Annotated in this window: 19 protein-coding genes; 10 read left to right on the forward strand and 9 right to left on the reverse strand. The window is 68.4% G+C overall.

What is annotated here, in order from left to right:
- Window positions 1–40 precede the first annotated feature (40 nt).
- Window positions 41–2,242, forward strand: a complete 2,202-nt coding sequence (locus tag UA74_RS01625; protein ID WP_157442137.1) for a trypsin-like serine protease — start codon at window positions 41–43, stop codon at window positions 2,240–2,242.
- A gap of 245 nt (window positions 2,243–2,487) precedes the next feature.
- Here UA74_RS01625 and radA read toward each other — a convergent pair whose 3' ends face one another.
- Window positions 2,488–3,870: a DNA repair protein RadA gene (radA, locus tag UA74_RS01630; protein WP_075738252.1), complete on the reverse strand. Its 1,383-nt coding sequence runs from the start codon at window positions 3,868–3,870 to the stop codon at window positions 2,488–2,490.
- A gap of 328 nt (window positions 3,871–4,198) precedes the next feature.
- On the reverse strand, window positions 4,199–5,011 hold the full coding sequence (locus UA74_RS01635) for a copper chaperone PCu(A)C (protein ID WP_157433936.1): 813 nt from the start codon (window positions 5,009–5,011) through the stop codon (window positions 4,199–4,201).
- 297 nt (window positions 5,012–5,308) lie between these two features.
- Between UA74_RS01635 and UA74_RS01640 the strand changes: the two genes are divergently transcribed.
- The 7 genes from UA74_RS01640 to UA74_RS01670 all read left to right on the forward strand — a co-directional run bounded on the left by UA74_RS01640 (window position 5,309) and on the right by UA74_RS01670 (window position 11,958).
- Window positions 5,309–5,797, forward strand: a complete 489-nt coding sequence (locus tag UA74_RS01640; protein ID WP_075738256.1) for a CarD family transcriptional regulator — start codon at window positions 5,309–5,311, stop codon at window positions 5,795–5,797.
- A 36-nt stretch (window positions 5,798–5,833) separates the two neighbouring features.
- Complete coding sequence (ispD, locus tag UA74_RS01645; RefSeq protein ID WP_075738258.1) at window positions 5,834–6,634, forward strand: 2-C-methyl-D-erythritol 4-phosphate cytidylyltransferase; 801 nt, start codon at window positions 5,834–5,836, stop codon at window positions 6,632–6,634.
- Window positions 6,631–7,116: a 2-C-methyl-D-erythritol 2,4-cyclodiphosphate synthase gene (gene ispF / locus UA74_RS01650; protein ID WP_075738260.1), complete on the forward strand. Its 486-nt coding sequence runs from the start codon at window positions 6,631–6,633 to the stop codon at window positions 7,114–7,116. The genes ispD and ispF overlap by 4 nt, the downstream gene beginning before the upstream one ends.
- Window positions 7,117–7,280: 164 nt before the next feature.
- Window positions 7,281–7,979, forward strand: coding sequence for an HAD family hydrolase (locus UA74_RS01655; RefSeq protein ID WP_075738262.1), 699 nt, complete (start codon window positions 7,281–7,283; stop codon window positions 7,977–7,979).
- 68 nt (window positions 7,980–8,047) lie between these two features.
- Entirely contained in the window at window positions 8,048–9,478 is a 1,431-nt protein-coding gene (gene cysS / locus UA74_RS01660) for a cysteine--tRNA ligase (protein ID WP_075763722.1), read from the forward strand.
- A complete protein-coding gene (gene rlmB / locus UA74_RS01665; RefSeq protein WP_075738266.1) occupies window positions 9,478–10,437 on the forward strand; it encodes a 23S rRNA (guanosine(2251)-2'-O)-methyltransferase RlmB in 960 nt (319 codons plus the stop codon). Before cysS ends, rlmB begins: the two co-directional genes overlap by 1 nt.
- 87 nt (window positions 10,438–10,524) lie before the next feature.
- A complete protein-coding gene (locus UA74_RS01670; RefSeq protein ID WP_075763724.1) occupies window positions 10,525–11,958 on the forward strand; it encodes an MBOAT family O-acyltransferase in 1,434 nt (477 codons plus the stop codon).
- On the opposite strand, the gene UA74_RS01675 is transcribed toward UA74_RS01670, so the two are convergent.
- The 6 genes from UA74_RS01675 to UA74_RS01700 form a co-directional block, all read right to left on the reverse strand.
- Entirely contained in the window at window positions 11,930–13,222 is a 1,293-nt protein-coding gene (locus UA74_RS01675) for a tyrosine-type recombinase/integrase (protein ID WP_083682851.1), read from the reverse strand. The two genes, UA74_RS01670 and UA74_RS01675, sit on opposite strands and share 29 nt — an antisense overlap.
- A 44-nt stretch (window positions 13,223–13,266) precedes the next feature.
- On the reverse strand, window positions 13,267–13,464 hold the full coding sequence (locus UA74_RS01680; protein ID WP_075738270.1) for a helix-turn-helix domain-containing protein: 198 nt from the start codon (window positions 13,462–13,464) through the stop codon (window positions 13,267–13,269).
- 20 nt (window positions 13,465–13,484) lie between these two features.
- Entirely contained in the window at window positions 13,485–15,134 is a 1,650-nt protein-coding gene (locus tag UA74_RS01685) for a replication initiator (RefSeq protein WP_075763727.1), read from the reverse strand.
- A complete protein-coding gene (locus UA74_RS01690; RefSeq protein ID WP_075765908.1) occupies window positions 15,131–16,663 on the reverse strand; it encodes an FtsK/SpoIIIE domain-containing protein in 1,533 nt (510 codons plus the stop codon). The genes UA74_RS01685 and UA74_RS01690 overlap by 4 nt, the downstream gene beginning before the upstream one ends.
- A 471-nt stretch (window positions 16,664–17,134) precedes the next feature.
- A complete protein-coding gene (locus UA74_RS01695; protein WP_157433937.1) occupies window positions 17,135–17,569 on the reverse strand; it encodes a hypothetical protein in 435 nt (144 codons plus the stop codon).
- Window positions 17,570–18,004: 435 nt separating this feature from the next.
- A complete protein-coding gene (locus tag UA74_RS01700; RefSeq protein ID WP_075743298.1) occupies window positions 18,005–18,490 on the reverse strand; it encodes a hypothetical protein in 486 nt (161 codons plus the stop codon).
- A gap of 182 nt (window positions 18,491–18,672) precedes the next feature.
- Here UA74_RS01700 and UA74_RS01705 point away from each other — a divergent pair, with 182 nt between their 5' ends.
- Together UA74_RS01705 and UA74_RS01710 are read left to right on the forward strand one after the other, a co-directional pair.
- Window positions 18,673–19,560 (forward strand): DUF5919 domain-containing protein, encoded by an 888-nt coding sequence (locus UA74_RS01705; RefSeq protein ID WP_075738276.1) that lies wholly within the window; start codon window positions 18,673–18,675, stop codon window positions 19,558–19,560.
- Window positions 19,557–20,333 carry an inositol monophosphatase family protein gene (locus UA74_RS01710; protein ID WP_198042900.1) on the forward strand — a complete coding sequence of 259 codons (777 nt, stop codon included), beginning with the start codon at window positions 19,557–19,559 and terminating at the stop codon, window positions 20,331–20,333. The genes UA74_RS01705 and UA74_RS01710 overlap by 4 nt, the downstream gene beginning before the upstream one ends.
- Before the next feature lie 723 nt (window positions 20,334–21,056).
- Here the strand turns inward: UA74_RS01710 and UA74_RS01720 are convergent.
- Window positions 21,057–21,686, reverse strand: a complete 630-nt coding sequence (locus UA74_RS01720; protein ID WP_075738282.1) for a class I SAM-dependent methyltransferase — start codon at window positions 21,684–21,686, stop codon at window positions 21,057–21,059.
- Window positions 21,687–21,899: the final 213 nt, after the last annotated feature.

A 21,899-nucleotide genomic window follows, 5' to 3' on the forward strand; every position in this document is an offset into this window, starting at 1 on the left:
TGGCTAAGAAAAACTGCCCTGCCGGCTGGATACCGTCTCGATGACATTCGTCGGGCTGTGCCCGGAGGTGCTGGAGGAGCAGGTGAAACAGGCGAGACTGGTCGCCTCCGCGTTGATCGCGGGGGTACTGGCTGCCGGATCGGTCTTGACGGCGACTCCACCAGGGGCCGCCCAGCAGACCGGCGCGGTGGACTCGTCTGCTGCCGAGCAGGTGTCGAAGTACCCGACGGGCCTTCGCGCCGCGATCCAACGCGACCTCGGCACCGAGCCGATCACCTACGCGGCGAACTCCCTGGCCTCGGCTGCGGCATCGGCCACCAGCGAGGAGCTGCGCGACCAGCTGGGCGACAACTTCGGCGGGGCCTGGTTCGACGCCGCCTCCGGAAAGCTGAATGTCGCGGTCACCAGCCAGAGCGCCGCCGACGCAGTTCGACAGAGCGGCGCAGAGGCCCACATCCGAGGGATCAACGAGGCCCGTCTCACCCAGGTCGCGGGCGAGATCCGGCAGTGGGTCAACGAGCTCCCCGCAGAGCGGCGCGATCTCGTCTACGGACTGTCCACCAGCGCCCGAGGCAGCTCCGTCACGCTGGTGCTCTCCTCGTCCGCCGAGGGGCGCAACCTGGCGTCCGAACTACCCGTCGATCGCGGGGCCGAACTGGACGTCGACTTCGTCGCCCAGCGCCCGGACCCCCAGCAGGGCGGCGAGCTGCGCGGCGGCCAGGGGATCATCGCCCAGGACTCCGACGGCGCCGAGGTGGCGAACTGCTCGCTCGGCTTCAACGCCCTCGACGCCCAGGGGCGGGCGCTCGCGCTGACCAGCGGCCACTGTCTGTCCGGAGCCGAGACCGTCGTCGCCGAGGCCGACGGCAGCGAGATCGGCACCGTCGACCGAGTGGTCTGGGACAGCGTCTCCGACGGCGGCGAGGGCGACGACTACGCAAGCGTGCGCATGACCAACTCGGCCTTGACGCTGCGGCCGGAGGTCGTCGACTGGCAGGGCGGCAGCCTGCCAGTGGAGGGCGTCGTCGAGCCGATCGAGGGAATGCAGGTCTGCAAGTCCGGCCGCACCACTGAGTGGGAGTGCGGCGAGATCCAGCAGGTGGGCGTCGAGGTCCGGGTCAACGACTTCGACGGCGGCGTCAAGGCGCAGCGGATGTTCTGGTACGACGCCTGCACCGAACGCGGCGACAGCGGCGGCGCCGTCCTCGCGGGGACGCTGGCGGTCGGACTGCACGCCGCCGGAGCGTTGACCGCGACAGACCAGCGCTGCCTTTCCACGGTGGGTGAGGAGGACATCGCGTTCGCCGAGCCCTTGAGCACCGACGTGCTCGGCGACTTCGGCGAAGAGCTTCGGCTGCTCACCACGACGGCCGACACCGACGGTGATGGAGTCCCCGACCACGAGGAGCTGGCCGCCGACCCGACCGTCGTGCGGGACGACAACGGGGATGGTGTCCCCGCCTACCTCGATCGCGACGAGCCGGTGCTGAGCGTTCCGGTCGTCACCTCGCCGGAGGACGGATCGCGACACACCGACCGCAGCTTGCCGATCACCGGCACCGCGAAGCCCGGTGCCGCCGTCACCGTCACCCATCAGGGTGAGGCCCGACAAGTCGAGGCCGACGGCGAGGGGCGCTGGCAGCTGCCCGCGCTGAGCGAGCTGCCGCTCGGGCATTACGAGGTCACCGTCGCGCAGTCGTGGACGGCGCCGAACCTCTCGGAGTGGGATTCGGCGGAGATGACCACCGGCTTCTTCGTCGCCCCCGGAGAACCGACCATCAGCGCACCGCAGGACGGCACGCAGAGCACCGAGGCCCGCCCCATGATCCTCGGCAGCGCGGAGCCTGCCGCCGTCGTCGCGGTGATGATCGACGAGGTCGAGATCGGCTCCTCCGTCGCCGACGATGCCGGCGACTGGTCGGTGACCGTGATCGATCCGCTGCTGATCGGCACGCACGTCCTGAGCGCCGTGCAGGTCGTCGACGACGTGCGGTCGAACCCGCGCACCGTGCACTACACGGTGCTTCCCGGCGACGGCCTGCCGACCGCGACGCCGTCCGAGCCCGGCCCGCCTGCCGGCCCACCGCCGACGGGCGGTGGCGAGGACCTCGCCGACACCGGTGCGTCGGCCGTGGTGCTGTTAAGCCTGATCGGCGCGGCGGGACTGATCACCGGAGCAGTGCTCGTGCTTCGTCATCGGCGCCGCCTGGCCGGTCCGGCCGACACGGGAGATCTCGACTGACGGGCACTCGACCCGACGGGCCGTGACCGACCCGTCGGGTCGTTCTCGTCCTGCCTCGCCGAGGTGGCGGAGACTCCGCCAGGCATCGCAGGCGGATGTTCGCCCGAACCGGGTGCACCGTGCACGGGCAGCCGCAGCGCCGGATCAGCCTCGCCCGCGCCACCCCAGCGGAGCGGCGCAGGCCCGGGAGCTGTGACCCCCGAGTCAGGCCTCGTCCCGGCCGCCTGCCGCCGATCGCGGGCGGGTCAGTGTCCCCGGCGAAGCTCGGCCAGTGCGGACCGCAGGTCCGGCACCACCACGGCACGCAGCTCAGGCGGCAGCGGGCCGGAGTCCGGCGGAACCAGCGCCCTGGTGAATCCGAGCCTGGCCGCCTCGGCGAAGCGCCTGCCCGCCCCGACCACGGGACGCACCTCGCCTGCCAGCCCCACCTCGCCCACGACGGCCAGGTCCGGCGGCAGCGGCTGATCACTGGCCGCCGAGGCCACCGCCAGCGCGACCGCCAGATCCGAGGCGGGCTCGGTGACCTTCATGCCGCCGACCGTCGCGGTGAAGACGTCGGACTCGCCCAGCCGCACCCGGCCACGTCGTTCCAGCACCGCGAGGACCATGGACACCCGCGCGGAGTCCAGGCCGCTCACCGCTCGGCGCGGCATGGCCAGGGTGGACTTCGACACCAGGGCCTGTACCTCGGCCAGCAGCGGTCGCTTTCCCTCCACCACGACGGTGACCGCCGTACCCGCCACGGCGGTCTCCCGCCGGTTGAGGAACAGTCCGGACGGGTCGGCCAGCCCGACGATGCCGTCGTCGCGGAGTTCGAAGCAGCCCACCTCATCGGCGGCGCCGAAACGGTTCTTCACGCCTCGGACCAGCCGGAGCGTGGAGTGTCGATCGCCCTCGAAGTGCAGCACGACGTCGACGAGGTGTTCCAGGACGCGCGGCCCGGCCACCGACCCGTCCTTGGTGACGTGGCCGACCAGCACGACGGGGAGCCCGCGTTCCTTGGCCAGGGCGGTCAGCGCGACGGTCACGGCCCGCACCTGGGTGACACCGCCCGGACTGCCCTCCACCTCGGGTGACTGGACGGTCTGGACGGAGTCGACGATCAGCAGGCCGGGCCGGACCGCATCGACGTGGCCGAGTACGGCCGACAGATCGCTCTCGGCGCTCACGTACAGCGACTCGTGCACGTTCCCGGTGCGCTCCGCCCGCAGCCGGACCTGGCCCGCCGACTCCTCGCCGGTGATGTACAGGGCGGGCCCGCCGGGCCCGGCGGCCCACTGGTGGGCGACCTCGAGCAGCAGGGTCGACTTCCCCACGCCCGGCTCGCCCGCGAGCAGCATGACCGCCCCCGGCACGATGCCGCCGCCCAGGACGCGATCGAGCTCAGGCACACCGCTGGGCCGGGCCCTGGCCGCCTCCACGTCGACCTCGGCGATCGGCCGGGCAGGCAGTGCCGGGGCGCCTGCCGCAACCCGGTTGAGGCTCGATCGGGCGGGCGCTGCGGTCTCGGTGACGCTGCCCCACGCCTGGCATTCGGGACAGCGACCGACCCACTTGGGCACCTCGAGACCGCATTCGCCACAGCGGTACCTCGGACGGGCGGGCTTCGCGCTCTTGGTCGGGGCCACGGATCAGGAGACTAGGCCGCCGCTCTGACGGGCGGTGCCTCGCCGCCGGGTGTCGACGGCTGCCTGCTGCCGTACGCCCCGTGCTGCGGGCCCTCAGACCGCAGGAGCGACCGTGGTGCCCGCCGGGTCGGGCGAGGCGGCAGGCGGGCCGCACACCCTGGGCAGCCGCCGCCCGGTCTGTCCTGCCACACCCCCGCAGCGCAAGCAGCCCGGCCGGGCGGCGATGGTGCTCGCCGTCCGGCCGGGCGCGGTTGCTGCGTGTTCAGTTCCCGAAGCTCGTCGGACCACCGTCCGCCGAGCACCGAGGCTCAGTCGTCGACCGAACCCCTCAGTGCTGGTCGTCCTGCGTGTTGGCGCGCGGCTCGGAGGGCGCTCCCATCGGCACCTGGAGCGAGATCGGCCCCGCGTTCTCGAAGACGAACACGATCTCCAGGTTGATTCCCGGCTGGAGGTCGTTGATCAGGTCGGTCAGCGTCACCGTGATCACGTCGTCCTCGAGCGGCAGCCTGTTCTGGGCGTTCGCCTGGCTGGACGGCGTGCTCGTCGAGGTCGCGTCGTCGGTGGCGTCGTCACCCTCGGTGTCAGCACCCGCGGCATCGTCACCCGCAGCGTCGTCACCCTCGGTGCCTGCCGCATCGCCCTCGACGTCACCGTTCTCGGGGTCGACTTCGACGGTGGACGGGCTTGTCGAACCCTGTTCCTCCTGCTCAGCGAGCCTGCGCTGCGCGTCGGTCCAGTCCGCCGGGTCGACGGTCGCCACGACCGTGGTCCCGCCGGGGATCTCCGTGTCGCCCTCGACCTCGACGAGCGCGGCCGAAGGGCTGGTGATCTCGACCAGCCGGTCCGTCGTCCTGCCGGTGTTCACCAGGGTCATGCTCAGCGGAATACTGGAGCCCGCCGGGTAGAAGTGGTCCTCGCCGACCGGGAAGAGGAGCTGTGCGTCACGCACCGCCATGTCCCCGACGTCGCCGTTGATGCCGTTGATGACCGGTTCCTTGCGGGAGGTCTGAGTGATCTGACCTGCACTGCAGCCGCTCACAACCAGGGCGAGGCCTGCTGCCAGCGCTGCGGGGATCAGGCGTCCTCGGGACGGGCGGCCTGCGCCGAGCCCATTCCGCACCGTCTGCTCTACGCGTCTCAATGCGGGTCCTCCTCGTAGACCGTGCCCAGACCAGGCTCCTGACGGGCCCGAGCCCGTGACCTCCTGCGCAGCCTAACCAACGCCGCCAGGCGCCGTGACATCAAGTCCCGACGAACCGTCCGAGGTATTAGTCCACAATGGACCGTCTGGTGGATCTTCTGCCGACGCCCTTGCATGGCCTTCGGCCGTTTGTCAACCCCGGACACTGGCGCTGACCTGCGCCGAAGGTTGGTCGGTCGGCCGGACGTGAATTGTCCTGCGTGTTAAGATGGCACCAGCGAAAGGGGCAGAGGACACATGGTTTTCAAGGTCGGAGAGACCGTCGTCTACCCGCACCACGGTGCCGCTCTCATCGAAGCAATCGAGACCCGTGTGATCAAGGGCGAGGAGAAGAAGTATCTCGTCCTGAAGGTAGCGCAGGGCGACCTCACCGTGCGCGTTCCCGCAGACAACGCCGAGATCGTCGGTGTGCGGGACGTCGTGGGACAGGAGGGCCTTAATCGGGTCTTCGAGGTGCTGCGTGCTCCCCACACCGAGGAGCCGACCAACTGGTCTCGGCGGTATAAGGCCAATCTTGAGAAGCTCGCCTCCGGCGATGTGAACAAGGTTGCCGAAGTGGTGCGCGATCTCTGGCGGCGTGAGAAAGATCGCGGTCTGTCCGCGGGCGAGAAGCGCATGCTGGCCAAGGCACGACAGATACTGGTCAGCGAATTGGCCCTGGCCGAGGGCACCGACGAAGGCAAGGCCGAGACTCTCCTCGACGAGGTCCTGGCGACCGCTTCGTGAGTCGGACATCCTGAGTAAACCGAGAAGTAGCTGACAGTGAGTGTCATCGCGGTCGTGCCTGCGGCCGGACGTGGCGAGCGGCTGGGCGCCCAGGTGCCCAAGGCGTTGGTCGAGGTGGCAGGCGAGCCGTTATTGGTACATGCCGTGCACGGCCTGCTGGCTGCGGGGTGTGTCGACCACGTGGTGGTCGCCGCACCTGCGGCCGAGGTCGGTGTGGTCGTGGCGGCCGTACGGCGCTTCGAGTCCCAGGTCAGCGTGGTGGTGGGCGGCGCTGAACGTGGCGACTCAGTGCGCCTCGCACTGCGCGCGGGCCTGCGGACGCTGGCCGACGTCGATGTGGTTCTGGTCCACGATGCCGCGCGCGCCTTCACCCCGGTCGAGGTCATCCGCTCCGTGGTCGACACGGTGCGGGCAGGCTCGGCGGCTGTGGTCCCCGTCCTGCCGGTGTCCGACACCGTCAAGCAGGTCGATGCGACGGGTCTGGTGATCGCCACCCCCGATCGAGCTGGGCTGCGGATCGTGCAGACCCCGCAGGGCTTCGACGCCGCCCTGCTTCGCCGTGCGTACGGCATCGCCCCGGAGGACGACGAGTCGTCCCCGCCGTCGTCCGTATCGATCCAGGCCACGGACGATGCCGGGCTCGTCGAGCAGCTCGGCGTGCCCGTGCAGACCGTGCCCGGCCATTCACACGCCTTCAAGGTGACCACCCCCTTCGACCTCGCGGTGGCCGATGCGCTGCTCACCGGGCAGGCGGGCGACGGGGTGGGGGCAGACGCTCGTCGAGCCGAGCGTGCCGCCGCCGAGTTCCGAGCCCATCGAGCGGGAGACGCAGGATGACCATCGAGCTGCCCCGAGTCGGCCTCGGCACCGACGTGCATCCCGTCGAGGCGGGCCGGGACTGCTGGCTGGCCGGCCTGCACTGGCCCGACGTCGCGGGCTGCACCGGCCATTCCGACGGCGACGTCGCGGCCCACGCCCTGTGTGACGCGATGCTCTCCGCCGCCGCGCTCGGCGACCTCGGATCGGTGTTCGGCACCTCTTCCGCGCGGTGGGCGGGTGCGCACGGCGTCGAGCTGCTCGGCGAGGTGCGGCGGCGTTTCGAGGCGGCGGGCTACCGACTGGGCAACGCGGTCGTGCAGATCATCGGCAACGCCCCTCGGATCGGCCCCCGGCGCGAGGAGGCGCAGCGCGTGCTGTCCGACGCCGCAGGCGGGCCGGTGAGCGTCACCGCGACGACGACGGACGGACTCGGCCTCACCGGCCGAGGCGAGGGGGTCGCCGCCGTGGCCACCGCGCTACTGGTTCCGCTGACCGTCTGACCGCAGGCACTCCGCGACGACGGAAGACGCCTCGTCGCCACTCGGGTGGCGTGCAGCACAGCGCCGGAGAACGGATGCTCGTCGCCGCTGCGGTGCCAAGCAGGTCTCCAGAATCCTTGCGCTGCCCCTCGTGATCGGCCCGCCGGACGCCGTACGGTGGACCGGTGGCGATTCGTGGGGTGCTGTTCGACTTCTCCGGAACCCTGTTCCGGCTCGAACCCGGTCCGGCCTGGTTCCGGGGGCTGACCGAGGGGGAGTCGGGCTCGCCGCTGTCGCCGGACGCCGAGGCGGCCCTGATCGTCGCGCTCACGGCTCCGGCTGGCGAGGCGGCCGGACTGCCCGAGTCGCTGGCGGACGCCTGGCGACGCCGCGATCTCGACCCGGCGCTGCACAGGGCCGTCTACGAGGCGATCATCATCGGCGCAGGCATCGACGAGGCGCTGGCCACGCCGCTCTACCGCCGACTGATCCACCCGGATTACTGGCGGGCCTACCCGGACACCGAACGGGCCCTGCGCGGCCTTCGCTCCGCTGGAGTCGGCACCGCCGTGGTCAGCAACATCGTCTGGGACGTCCGGTCCGCGCTGGCGAGGATCGACTCCGCCGACCTGATCGACGAGTACGTCCTCTCCTACCTGGAGGGGGCGATGAAGCCCGACCTGAAGCTCTTCGCCCTCGCCTGTGACCGGCTGGGCATCGCTCCCGCCGAGGCGCTGATGATCGGCGACAGCCCGGAGGCCGACGGCGCCGCCGCCGAGCTGGGCTGCCGGGTGGAGATCGTTCCACCGCTGCCTACCGAGGAACGACCGGACGCCCTGTCGGCCGCATTGCGCAGGCACGGACTCCTCGACGATCACGTCTGATGGCGTCGAACCCCCGGTTCGTCAACCCTTTCCGCCTGGCGCAGTGGTGATTCCGTACCATTTCGGCTGTGAGCCTGCACCTGCATGACACCGGCACCCGAACAACTCGGGAATTTCGTCCACTTCAGGACGGCGTGGTGTCGATCTATGTCTGTGGGGCGACGGTGCAGGGGATTCCCCATATCGGCCACGTGCGCAGCGGACTGAATTTCGACGTACTGCGTCGGTGGCTGATAGTCGCGGGCTATGACGTGCTGTTGGTGCGCAACGTCACGGACATCGACGACAAGGTCCTCACCAAGGCCGCCGCCGCGGGTAGGCCGTGGTGGGAGTGGGCCGCGCGATTCGAGCGGGCCTTCGAGGACGCCTACGACGCGCTGGGCTGCCTCGCGCCGTCGATCACGCCGAGGGCCACCGGTCACGTGCCGCAGATGATCGAGCTGATGCAGCGGTTGATCGATCGAGGCCACGCCTACGCCGCGGACGGCGACGTCTACTTCTCGGTGACGAGCCACCCCTCCTACGGTGAGCTGTCCGGTCAGCGCCTGTCCGAGATGCAGCAGGGCGAGACCGCCGCGACCGGCAAGCGCGACCCGCGCGACTTCACGCTCTGGAAGGCCGCCAAGCCGGGAGAGCCCTCGTGGGAGACGCCCTGGGGTGCGGGGCGCCCCGGCTGGCACCTGGAGTGCTCGGCGATGGCCACCTACTACTTGGGGCCCCGGTTCGACATCCACGGCGGGGGCGCCGATCTGGTCTTCCCGCACCACGAGAACGAGGTCGCCCAGTCGACGGCGGCAGGCGACGGCTTCGCCGAGTACTGGCTGCACAACGCCTGGGTGACGATGAGCGGCGAGAAGATGTCGAAGTCGCTCGGCAACACCGTCGGCATCCCCGTGATGCTGGAGCGGGTGCGCGCCCCTGAGCTGCGTTACTACCTCGTGTCGGCGCACTATCGGTCGAACCTGGAGTACAGCGAGGAGGCTCTCGCCGAGGCGGCGAAGGCCTATCAGCGCATCGAGGCCTTCGTCCGCAAGGCGGTCGGGGCCGCAGGCGAACTGCCGGTGGCCGACGCCGGGTCGTCGACCTCGGCGGCCCGTGTCGAGTTCAGCGCCGCGATGGACGACGACCTCAACGTGCCGAGGGCACTCGCCGTCGTGCACAACCAGGTTCGCCTGGGCAATCAGCTGCTGGCCGACGACTCGAACGGCGACGACGGCGGCAGGCTCGCGGAGCACGTCGCCCTGGTGCGGTGGATGCTCGCCTGCCTCGGTCTCGACCCGCTCGGCGCGGAATGGCACACGGCGGCAGGCAGCACCGAGGACCGGGCGGTACAGGTGCTCGGCGATCTCGTGGAACAGTTGTTGGCCGAGCGGCAGACCGCTCGGGCAGCCCGCGACTTCACGAGCGCCGACGCGATCCGCGATCGACTGCTCGCTGTCGGGGTCGCCGTCGAGGACGGTCCGGACGGGCCGACATGGACTGTGAAGGACGGCAACTGATGGCGGGCAACTCTCAGCGGCGCGGCGCGATGCGCAAGCCCGGAACGAAGAAGGGCGCCGTGACGGGGTCCGGCGGCCAGCGTCGCAAGGCGCTGGAGGGCAGGGGTCCGACGCCGCGCGCCGAGGACCGGCCTTATCACCCCGCACATCGGCGTGCCGAGTTGGCCAATCGCGCGGAGGCCAAGCGGGTCCAGCGCGGCAAGGCCGCGGCAGCGGCTCCGGAGACCATCGCCGGGCGTAACCCGGTGGTCGAGTGCCTGCGGGCCGGGGTGCCTGCCACGGCACTGCACATCGCCACCGGCATCGACACGGACGACCGGGTCGCGGAGGCCGTGAGCCTCGCCGCAGATGCGGGCATCTCGGTGCTCGAGGTGTCCCGCACGGAGCTGGACCGCATCACCCAGGGCGCCATGCACCAGGGGATCGGCCTTCAGGTCCCGCCGTTCGACTATGCCCACCCCGACGACCTGCTGGCCAAGGCACGCGAGTCGGGTCGCCAGCCGCTGCTCGTGGCGCTGGACGGGGTCACCGACCCGCGCAATCTCGGCGCTGTCATCCGCTCGGCTGCGGCGTTCGGCGCCGACGGCGTGGTGGTCCCGCAGCGTCGTAGCGCCGGGCTGACGGCAGTGGCCTGGCGAACCAGCGCGGGCACGGCGGCGCGGCTGCCGGTGGCCAAGGCCACCAACCTCACCAGGACCCTGAAGGACTGGGCCAAGCAGGGCCTGATGATCGTCGGACTCGACGCGGACGGCTCGATCACGGTCGACGAGCTGGACCTGGCCACCGGTCCGCTGGTCGTCGTCGTCGGCTCCGAAGGGCGCGGCCTGTCGCGGCTGGTCCGGGAGACCTGCGACGCGACGGTGTCGATCCCGATGGCCTCGGACGTCGAGTCGTTGAACGCCTCGGTCGCGACGGGCGTGGTACTGGCCGAGGTTGCTCGGCGTCGGCGCATCTCCTGACGCCGGAGTTCCCCAGGTCGCCCATTTCGGGCACCCGGCGGCTGCCGGTCGGTTAGAGTCGTTCGCCAGACGTCGATAAGGCCGAGGATGTCGTTCGCCAGTCCGCTGTTCCTGTGGTACTTCATGCCTGCCGTCCTGCTGGCAGTGCTGATCGCACCCCGGAGTTGGCGCAACGGCGTCATCGCGGTGGCGAGCCTGGTGTTCTATGCCAGCGGCGCGGGCGGAACCACGCTCCTGCTGCTGGCGTGCATCGTGGTCAACTATCTGGTCGCGCCCGCATTACAGCCGGACGAATGGGATCTGGAACGGCGGCGTAAACGCTGGCTGCTCATCGGCGTGATCAGCTTCAACCTCTCGATCCTCTTCGTCTGGAAGTACGCCGGCTTCGCCACCGAACAGGCCGCCGTGCTCGCGAGCTGGTTCGGCGCCGACCTGCCGGTGGTGGAGCTGGCGTTGCCGATCGGTATCTCCTTCTACACCTTCCATCACATCTCCTATGTGGTGGACATCTATCGGGGCGAGCGACCCGCGCTGCGCAATCCGGTCTCGTTCGTCACCTATATCGCGATGTTTCCGCAACTCGTGGCCGGGCCGATCATCCGCTATCGCGAGATCGCCGACCAGCTTCCGCAGCAACGCAGTCACCGGCTGGACGACATCGCCGCCGGGCTGCCCCGGTTCGCGCTCGGTCTCGCGAAGAAGGTCATCGTCGCCGATTCGCTGGCGCCGGTGGTCAACGCGTGTTTCAACACGCCCGCTGAGGATATGACCTTCGCGATCGCCTGGTTGGGGGCGATCGGTTACACCCTCCAGCTCTACTTCGACTTCTCCGGCTACTCGGACATGGCGATCGGCTTAGGCCGGATGCTCGGATTCCGCCTGCCGGAGAACTTCGCCCGGCCCTATTCCTCGGTGACCGTCACCGAATTCTGGCGACGGTGGCACATGTCGCTGTCCCGCTGGTTCCGGGACTACGTCTACATCCCGCTGGGCGGCAATCGGCATGGGGCGGTGCAGACGTATCGCAATCTCTGGATCATCTTCCTGCTCACCGGGTTCTGGCACGGCGCCGCCTGGACGTTCGTCCTGTGGGGGGTGTTCCACGGCGCCCTGCTGGTGTTCGAGCGGGCCACCGGGCGCGATCGTGCTCCCGCAAGCCAGGGCGGTCGAATCGCTCGCAGGCTGCTGACCACGGGCCTGGTCACGATCGGCTGGGTCGTGTTCCGGTCGCCGGACATGGCTGCGGCGATGAACGTGCTCGGGAACATGCTGGTGCCCGATCTCGACGGTCTGTCGATCGAGGTCGGCGATGCGCTGAACAACCAGCGGCTGCTGATCCTGGTGGCGGCGCTGAGCGCGTTCTTCCTGCCCGCCAAGTCGGTGACCGGCCCGTACCTGGAGTCGGCGCGGTCCCGGCCTGCGGCGGTGCTGCGGGTGGCGCTGCTGACGGTCGGCCTCTGGTACGCGGCGATCCTCGTGGCCACCGGGACGTTCAGCCCGTTCCTCTACTACCAGTTCTAGCGTCACGAGCCTCTGAACTGGGATTATGCTCGTCTTCGCTCGGTGAGGCCGTCTCCAGGCCGTCAGCGTCACCAAGTCGTGCGTCGAGCGCTCGCCGAGCCCGCTCATGGCTGGACGGCAGGAGGTGGGTGTAGGTCCGCAGTGTGAAGCCGGGATCAGCGTGGCCGAGATACTCGGACAGGGCCTTGACCGACTCGCCGCTGTCGAGCAGCACGGAGGCGTAGTAGTGGCGGAGTGCATGAGTGCCGTCCTTCCTCTCCGGTGTGGTCATTCCCGCGCGCTGTAAGGCGGGCTTCCAAAGGTCACGGTTGAAGGCCTGGCGCCAGTACGCCTGTCCGCAGTCGTCGGTCATGAGCAGATCGGCGGTGACGGGTTCTCCGGTGACGTCGTTCCACGGCAGAGTCACCTGTTGTGCGGGGAAGGCCTCCAGATGCGCGTCCAGCCGTCTCAACGTCCCGGCAGACAGTGGCACGGTCCGACTCTTCTCGCGCTTCGGCCGACAGAAGATCAACTTCCCGTTGACCTGTTGTATCTGCCGGACCACGTGCAGGACGTTGTTCCGCCGATCGATGTCCTGCGGAGACAAGCCGAACATCTCACCCTGACGAAGCCCGCACGCCGCCCCCAGCGGCACGGTGATCTGTGCTCGATGGGGGAGGGCGAGGAGTACGGCCTTGACACGGGCATCGGTCCAGGGGACGACCTTGGGCGGTTGGGGCTGTGGCTTGGTTATCGACGCGGCCTTGCAAGGGTTCGTCCGAATCCGCTTGTCATCGACGGCCGCGCTCAAGATCGACGAGACGTGGATGAAGCAGACAGATCGGTAGCTGGGTGCCGTCCGTCTGTCGGTCATCCATCGAATCCACTGGCGGATTTTGCTCGGGTTGATCGCGTGTAGCGGTAGGTCGCCGAGGAAGGGATACACCTGGCTTCGCAAGCGGGAGGGCACGTTGACCCGTGTCGTGCTCTTGAAGGACTGACCCGCCAGCCACTCTTCGGCGTAGTCACGAAAGAGGATCTTGCCCGCGTCGGGTTCGAGGTAGGTGCCCTGCTTCTTGTCGTTCTCGACTGAGATGAGGAACTGCTCGGCCAGACGCTTCTGGCGATCGGGAAAGGACTTGGACCTTTCCGTACCAGCAGGATCGAAGTACCGAACGCGGTAGCGGAGTCCTCGGCCGTGCAGGTCGGTCTTGACTCGTTGGTTCTTACCGGGAAGATCTGGGTCGGGGATCTCAGCCCACCAACGGTCTTGGATGTGGCCCATCGGTGTGTCTCCTGTTCGTCGGATTGCGGAAGGATCGGCTCTTGTCACGCCGCAGCGGTGTCGGTGCTGGTGGTGGCCCAGGCGCAGACTTTGGTGGGGTCGTAGCGGAGGTGGCGGCCGATCTTGCGGACGGGTGGCCCCTCGCCGCGCCAGTTCCACTGGTAGAGGGTCTTGACCGGGATGCCGAGGTAGGCCGAGACGTCCTCGACGGTCCAGAGTGGTTCGAGCCGGGTCGTGGTCATGGCGTTGTTCCCCCTGGTGGTCAGGCTGCGTGTGGAGTTGCCGAAAGTTCTGTGTGGCCGCCTGGTGGTGGTTGTGCGGCCAAGAGTGCGCGGTCGTATTCGGCTTTCCAGGTGAGGCGTTCGGAGATGGCGTGCATGAGGACGTGTGCGCGTGGTGGTACGCCGGGGTCGCCGGGTCGGACTTTCTGCCAGACCAGCCGCGAGGTGTCTTGTGGTGGTTTCTCGATTCCGGCGGCGGCCAGGGTCTCGACGACGAAGCGTTTCCGGTCCGCTCGGTGGTCTGCCAGGGACTTGCCGGACCACTTCCGAGAGACGAGGACTCGGCGTCCGGGGAGGCCGAGGGTGGTGCGTCGGTGGGCTTTGCCTTTGCAGTGCGCCGAGGCGATCTGGGACCGGGCGCCGAGGGGTTGGATGCCGTAGCGGAGCCAGATCGGGCACCGGGGGGAACACGGCGTCACGGCCAGCTCGGCATGAAGCCGGTCGGCGTGTTCGCGCTGCCGAGTCGTGTCCTGTTCGACGACTTCGGAGACGGATTTGGTGAGGTATTTGGTCAGGTAGCCGATGTGCCGTCCGGCTTCCGGGGTGCCGCCGAGGATGCCCTTCGAGTGGACTTGTTCGCCGAAGGTCGAGACGTGCGCGGGTGCGTCCAGTTCGGCGACGGCCTCATCCCAGGTGGGCAGTGGTAGCCGGGTGTCGGGGTCGGTGAACGATCGCCGTTCGTGATCCCAGACGGGCAGCCGGTCGCCGTCGTAGACGAGTTGGTCGTGGTTGGGCCACCACACCTGGTGGTACGTCGCCGCTGTGACGTCTTTGACGACCGAGTGGGGGATGGTGCCGCGTAGTGCGGCGTGCAGGTGTGGCGCCCCGCGTTTCTGCGGTTCCACCGTTGCGAAGTACTGCACGTCCCAGCCCACACAGCGGCGAAGGTTCTGCCACCACCGGTCGACCAGGGCCGCGAAGTGGACGACGTCGCGTGCGGCTCGGCGGTAGTCGTAGGTGGCGAAGTCCACGGGGGTGCCGTCCTTGCGGACTCGCCCGTAGGTGTCGAGGGTGAGCGTGAGGAACATGGAGGGTCGGAACTTCCCGGCGTACTCGCGGCCGAGGGTGCGTTTTTCCACGCGCCGTCGAGGCAGGTTCGGGGCGTCCTGCCGACGACGGGTGGACCGCTTGCGTACCGCCGTGACCGGGGCGTCCGGGTTGGGCAGCTTGCCTCGGACGCCGAGGTTGCGGAGGTCGGCGTCGGCAGTGTGGATCGCTTCGCGGAGTTCCTCGGCGTCGGTCTCGGCACCCTCGGTCAAGGCGGTGCGGTACTCGGCGACCAGGTCCGCTCGATAGGCCACGAGAAGTTTCTGTTGCTCTGTGGCGGGTTCTTGGGTGAAGTCGGGTTCGTCGTCGAGGTGCCATCCTTCGCGGCACTGGGTCTGCCGCAACGCCCGAGCCTTCCGCGCACACGGCCCGCACTGGGTTTCCACGGTGGAGCCGCACGGGACACCGACGTAACGCATCTCCCCGGTGTCGTAGTCGATCGTTTCCATCATGAACGGCCGGATGCAGACGCCGTGGTGATCTGCCGTGGCTTCCAGGACCTTCCCGGCGAGGGGTTGGCGCATCCGCTCGGCACGGGTGAAGCCCTGCACGTCGCCGGGAACGGTGGTCAGGTCGGTGCTCATGCGGCCTCACCCCGCCTCACCGAGTCTGCGCTCGGAATCTCTGGCCGTGTCGGGAAGGTGTGCACGATCGCCGACTGCTCGGCGGGGGCCGCCCCGGTGACGTAGTCGACGAGTCGATCCAGGTCGGTATCGGTGACGTGGAAGGCGCGGACGCGGACGGGTTCGCGTCGGTCGGTGTACTTCACCCACGCCACGCCCGGAGTCGTCTCGCTGATCTCGTGTGCCGCCGCGCCACGTTCCCGGACGCCGTCGCCCAAGACCATGTCCACCTGGCCGGGTTCGTCGACTCGCAGTGCGATCCGGGTGGGGAAGAGATGCCGGAAGGACAGGACTTCCTTGCGGGGGTCTTGCAGTTCGCCGATGACGCAGACGCCGGGTGCCCGTCCTTGGGAGGTGATGGTCTGCAAGGCGGAGTTGGCGCGTTCTTTCAGTTTGCGGTCGGTCTGGTAGGCCACGACATCGGCCAACTCATCGACCACCAGGAGCAGGAACGGCTGGCCGCAGTCGACAGACCACCCCCGCCGCTGGCCCCGGAACGACTCGGCCCGCTGCTTCACCTCGGCCGCAACCTCTTCGAGAAGTTCGACGGCTTCTAGGCCGTTGTTGAACACGAGGCGGTGGAACAGGTCGGGGGCCTTGCCGAGTTCCATCCCGCCCTTCGGATCGATCCCATACACCCGGACCACCCCCGACCGCAGCAGCGGAGCGAGAGACCACAGCAGGGACCAGACCACCGAGGCCTTACCTGCCCCGGTCGCACCGACAGCCAGGACATGTGAGCCGAGGAGCTTCAGCAGCCACGTCTTGCCTGCCTCGGTCACCCCGACCGGAACCCGCTCCAAGTCCTTGGCAGTGCAGCCCGCCGCGTCGTCGGCGGCGTCAGGCAGCGGAGGAGGCGATACCGGTCGGGTCAGCGGGTCACCGTGCAACAGATCCAGGACGATCCGACGAGGACCGATCACCCGAATCCGACACGAGCGGGCGCCGAACGAGTGCGCGAGAGCCTCGGCGCGTACCTCGAACTCGCCCGGTGCCTGCCCGTGCAACAGGCGCACGGTGACCCTGTCCCGCCACCCGTCGGCCCGGACTCGGACGAACACCGGGACGTGGGTCTTGCGGTTCACGGTCCGTTCCAGGTGGCAGAACCGCATCGTCCGATGCCACACGGGTGCATACACGGTGAGCCGTCGCCATTCCGAGCGCACCTCAGCCAGCACCAGACGCACGAACGACCGGCGGAACCGCCACCACCAGCCGACCAACACCAGGGCGAGGACCGCCCCGAGGACCAGGGCCGCAGGCCAACCCGACAAGCGCCAGACGACGAGGAGCACCAGGACCACGGCGAAGGCCACCGGATACCGGACAGCCTTCCGCAGGACGACCACGACCAGCCACACCGCCAAGCCGACCGCAACAAGCGGCGCCACCAGGAGCAGTGCCCAGCGGGGCGAGTGTGTCCACCACGGCAACCTCGGCCGGGCAACCTCCAACGGTGCCGGGTCGATCCACCGACTGCGCTCAGGCATCCCGACCACCCCGCACGGTGGTGTTCACGGCCGGACCGAAGTCGAGGGGCAGCCAGCCGAGGCACCGCAGACACCAGGTGCGGCCGGGGGCGAACTTGCCGAACTTGTGGCAGGCAGAACACCTGCGGGGAACTGACCGTCCGTGAGAACTTGACACGCTGGGTGGTTGCTCTAAGCTCATAGTTGTTCACTCCGATTAATAGAGGTTGAAGTGGACAGCGCAGAGGCGGCCGGTTTCCAGGCCTATAACCGCCTCTGCGCCTTTCCTTTCCCACACCCCCGCTTAGTTCAGCGGGTGGTCTTCTCAGTCACTCGGGTGACAGTTGCGAAACGCCCCCGGTGACACCCCCATCGGCCGCACCGTGGCCCGGCAGTCCTCGCACAGCCACCGAGGCGTCCGCACCCACGCACGACACCCCGAACGGGCACAGAACCGACCGACGTGACGCCGCCACCAGGCGAGCAGCCGTCTCACGACCGCCACCCCGGATCAGGCCGCTCCTCCGAGGTCATCCCTGGCTGTTCGGGGTCTTCCGGCCAGGCGTGACGACCCTGCGGCACCACGTCACCAGGCCGCGCGTCCTCGTTCCACTGACCCCGAATCTCCCGGTACCCGGAGGTCATCCCGCCCGGCGGTCGTGGTTCCTGCACGACCAACGAGCCCGCACCCAGCCCCGCTGTCTCCTCCAGCCACTCGATGGCACGGTTCGCCGAGAAGGCGACGGCCCGCAGCAGATCAGCAGTCATCGCGCGCCCCGCCGGGTGCGTCAACACCGGGACCTCCACGTGCACTGAGCCCAGGTCCATCAGGAAGATCGGTCCGTGACCGGGGAGGTTCGCGAAGAACACCGCAGTCGAGCCGGCCTCGGGGATGGCCACCAACCGGGGAATAGGTTGCTGATTCATCGTTGCCTTCCTTTCCTGGGCTTGCCGCGCGGGTAGAGGCAGGGCTGTATGCAGGTCACTTCCACGGCGTTTCCCCCTCTGGCGCTGGAGCGATCCGACGATGCGTGCGCTGGCTTGGTCTGGTGATGTCTCGCGGCGGCAACCCGCCCGGCGACGAGGAAGATCGAGCGAGCCAGTCACGGGACTGTTGGTCGAACGCCGATGCGGCGGCGTCCAAGGCAGCGAGCACCCACCACGGCAGTTGTGACGATCCTCGGTAGATCGCGCGCCACGCTGCCGCCACAGCAGCGGATGCCTCGGCCATCTCGCGTGCTGCTTCGACGGTTCGATCCAGGGCCACCCGGTCGGAAGCCGCCCCATATCGGCGATAGGCCGACTCCCAGGAACGGACCTGCTGCGGAGATACCGCGTGCAACACGACGGCACGTCTCCGAGTCACGCGGCTTTGGCTGCGGATGAACCGGACCCCGACGAGCCCGCGCCAGACACAGCCTTGCCGTTACCCGAGCCCTGACCGGTACCGGCATCGACAGCACGGAACCTCGATGCGCGGAACGCGTACGCCTGGTACTTGAACTCACCCGTGCCACTGAGCCGAGGCTCGGCGGTGAGTCCGTCCAGCGCGATCGGCCGGATGCCGGGAAGCACCTCCGCCGACGTCGGGACGGGCGCAACCTCGCTGAGCAGCGTCACGCTGAAGGACGCCCGCTTGGCGTTCGTCTCACCAGGGTCGGTGACCGAGAGCCGCCACTGACGTGCTCCGCTCACCTCGTCGGTGCGCTGGCGAACCGGGCGCCCGCTGGCCTTGTCTTCTCGCGACTGGTACTCGGTATCGGGAACGATCTCCCCGACCATCACGAGCCCTTGCGGGAACGCTTCATCGAAGTCGATGGGGAAACGATGTCCCTTGGGAATCGCCACGGCGACCACCTCTCGTCTGGTGCGGCTGTTCTGCGGCACATCCCTAGATTCGGCTGATCTCGGTCCGCTCACGACACCGTCCGTGTCCCGTGAAGGCCACCTTGATCCCCTGTAGTCCCGTCTTTGACCCGTCTGGCTGCTAGGGTGGCGTCCTCAGTGGCCGATCACGGAGGGACGCCCAGATGGTCAAGGCCCCGATCGCACTCAAGGTCTTACTCCGTAAGCGGCACTTGCAGGGACACACGGCCTTCTGCAAGGAGTACGACAAACAGGCCAAAGCGGCAGCGCCTGATCTGGTGCGAAGTTGGCCCAGCAAGACGCAGTTCTACCGCTGGTTGTCCGGCGATCTCCGGGGGCTGCCGTACGCGCATCACTGCCGAATCCTCGAACTCATGTTCCCCGAGTGGACTGCCGAGGCCCTGTTCGAGCCCTATGAAGGAGGGATCGAGTTCGTTCCAGACCCGGCGGACAGGATCGCTACTGTGCCGGGACGCTCGCCGGTCGTCGCACAGGCATCCGTGCATGGGATGGAGGACGTCGCCGCCGTGTTCGGATCCCGCCCGGAGTTCGCCCAGCAGATACCGCCGCACCGCCTGTTTGACGGCGCGGAGAGTATTCGCATGGCCGGGCTCTCGCTCAACGTCTTCTGCCAGCAGTACAGCGACCGGTCGATTCTCGAGATGATCTCGAACGGCGGTACCGTCGAAGCCCTGTTCCTGGACCCGGACGGCGAGTACATCAAGATTCGGAATGAAGACGAAGGGCACCCGGTCGACACGCTGTCATCTCTCACAGCGGCCAATGTCAGCGCCCTCACGCGACTGCGGACGAAACTTGATCCCGCAGTTCGGGAGAACTTGCAGATTCGCGTTTATGACGAGGTGGTTCGATTCAACATCACCACTATCGATGATCGAATCTGCATTGTGCAGACCTACCTTCCGAACTCCCGAGGCGTTGAGTCGCCGACGTTCGTCATCGAGAAGCGGGACGACGTCGCCGGCCTTTTCGCCACTTTCACCCAGGTCTATGTTGATCTATGGGGTCGCGCCCGAGAGGTTGCCGAGTGAAGAGCTTGACCGATCTTGCCTCGATCGCAGACGAGGCGATTTCCATCGCAGGTTCCCTGCTCGCGCACGGTGCGCCAGGGGTCGTCAGCGCAAAGAGCGACCGAGATCTGGTGTCCGAACTAGATCTCGAGATCGAACGGCGAGTCCGGAAGTTCCTCGCCGAGCAGACTCCCGAATGTGGCTTCCTCGGCGAGGAAGAGGGGGGTCGAGGTGTCGACTACGAGCACGGTGATTTCTGGGCATTCGACCCCATCGACGGGACTTCGAACTTCACTCACGGGCTACCGCTCTGCGCTACCTCGTTGGCTCTCATTCGTCGCGGAAGCCCCGCAGTAGGAGTGATCGACGCTCCCTTTCTCTCCCGCCGGTACCGGGCTGTGAAATCGGAGGGATCGACACTCAACGGAGAACGAATCAGGGTGAGCGACACCGACGATCCAGCTCAGGCCATCGTGTCCATCGGCGACTACGCGACAGGCGTAGAATCGGCCCAGAAGAACTCATTCCGATTCGCTCTCACACAACGTCTGGTAGCCGTAGTCGAGCGGGTCCGCATGTTCGGGTCCGCCGCGCTGGACCTCGCCTTCGTCGCGGATGGCAGCACCGACGCCATGGTGATGACCTCTAACAAGACATGGGACACCGCAGCGGGTGTGTTGATCGCCGCCGAAGCCGGCGCGACACTCACTGACATCGAAGGCGCGGCCTACACCCTGACATCCAACTCGGTTATCGCACGCACGCCGAAACTCGTTCTCCCGATCGGCAGGTGACAGAGTGAATCGTTGCCGAATCCAGCTCTAGGGGATCAAGGCGCGTCGCCTGCGGCGACGCGCTGGCCGGTCACCTCAGGCAGGCCGGGCGCCCGGCTCAGCCCTGCGGGCGCGCTGCCGCGCGTCCTCGGTCTGGCCGACGCCCAGCCGCCGGGTTCCGGGATGCGCCACCGCAGACGACGCGCGAGAAGGCCGAGCAGGACTGAAAGGCCGCACCGGTCCAACAGAGCGCTGAGGGGGTCATCCTGGCCGAGCTGGTCATGGCGCTCGACTGCCGCGACGGCTCCGCCGCCTTGCCACCGGGTTCCCATCACCGCCATGTTTGGACATGCGGAAGGGACGGCACCGTGAGATCAACAGTGCCGTCCCTCAGGCCGTCCCCAGGCCGTCTAGCGTCGGAAACCGCTCAGAACGAGTGAGAACGGGTGAGCACGTTCGCGCAGGTCAACGGTTTGAGAACTCAGGAATCCGCAGGTGCGCCGTCCTCGTGCTCACTACTACCAGTTCTAGCCCGTGCGGTGCTGAACACCGCGTTTTCGGCTCCTTAGGTCGCTCCCGGCCCGCGCGTTCGCCGATGGGCCTGCGGTACGACGGTGCTCGTCGCCTGCACCGTCATCGGCGTCGACGGCACTGCGCTCGTCCGTGTGCTCGGCTGTCGGCTCGGCCGGATCTCCGGCTCGGCGCGTCGGAGGCAGGTTCGGCAGCAGCGTGGTGCGGACCGCCTCAGGCCGGGGCGACGGCGTAGACAAGGAACACGACCCTGGGTCGGTCGCCTGTGACCTCGTGTCGGCGGGCGACGACCTCGCGGAAGCCCGCCGCGAGGGCAAGGTCGGCGGCCTGCTGCTCGTCGGCCGGAATCGGCAGGTCTGGGGCGACCAGTTCGGCGAAGGCGCCGGATGGCCGGAAGTATCCTGCGGCGGTCAGGGTGAAGGCGGCGCGCCCGCCGGGGCGCAGGACTCGCAGCCAGTCGTGGAGGGCTGCCCGGCCGAGGAAGTGCAGCGCCGAGGCGCACAGCACGAGGTCCACGCTGCGCGCGGCGGCGGGCGCAGGGATGCCGGGGGCGCGTTGCCAGCTGATCCGGCCGGCCGGATCAGCCATGGCAGCGGACTCTCGCGCTCGGTCGATCATGGCTTCGGAGACGTCGACGGCGACGACGTGTGCGGGGTCCAGGTGTCGTAGTGCCGCGAAGGCTGCGGCGCCGGTGCCGGTGGCCACGTCGAGCACCGTCAAAGTCGCAGTGGTCGCAGCGGCTGGGGGCAGCCCGGCGACGAGTGTCTCGGCCAGCGCGCTGTGCGAGCCGTCCTCGTCGTAGCCGGGGGCGAGGGCATCGAATGCTGCGGCCCGGTTTGTCACCGACCGATTCTAGGCGCCGATTCTGCTCGGTAGCCATGGAATTCTCGGTGGCTGCACTGCGCCGATGACATTCCGCTAGGTATACCGATCGGTGTGTTCCCACAGAACAGCATGCGGTGTCGGGGCCTGCGGACAACGTCGCCCTCACAGGTGGTCGCGGATGGCGTGCCCGGCGAATCGGCACGGACTGATCGTGTGGCCGGGCTGAATCGT

It is taken from the genome of Actinoalloteichus fjordicus, from assembly GCF_001941625.1.
GTDB lineage: Bacteria > Actinomycetota > Actinomycetes > Mycobacteriales > Pseudonocardiaceae > Actinoalloteichus_A > Actinoalloteichus_A fjordicus.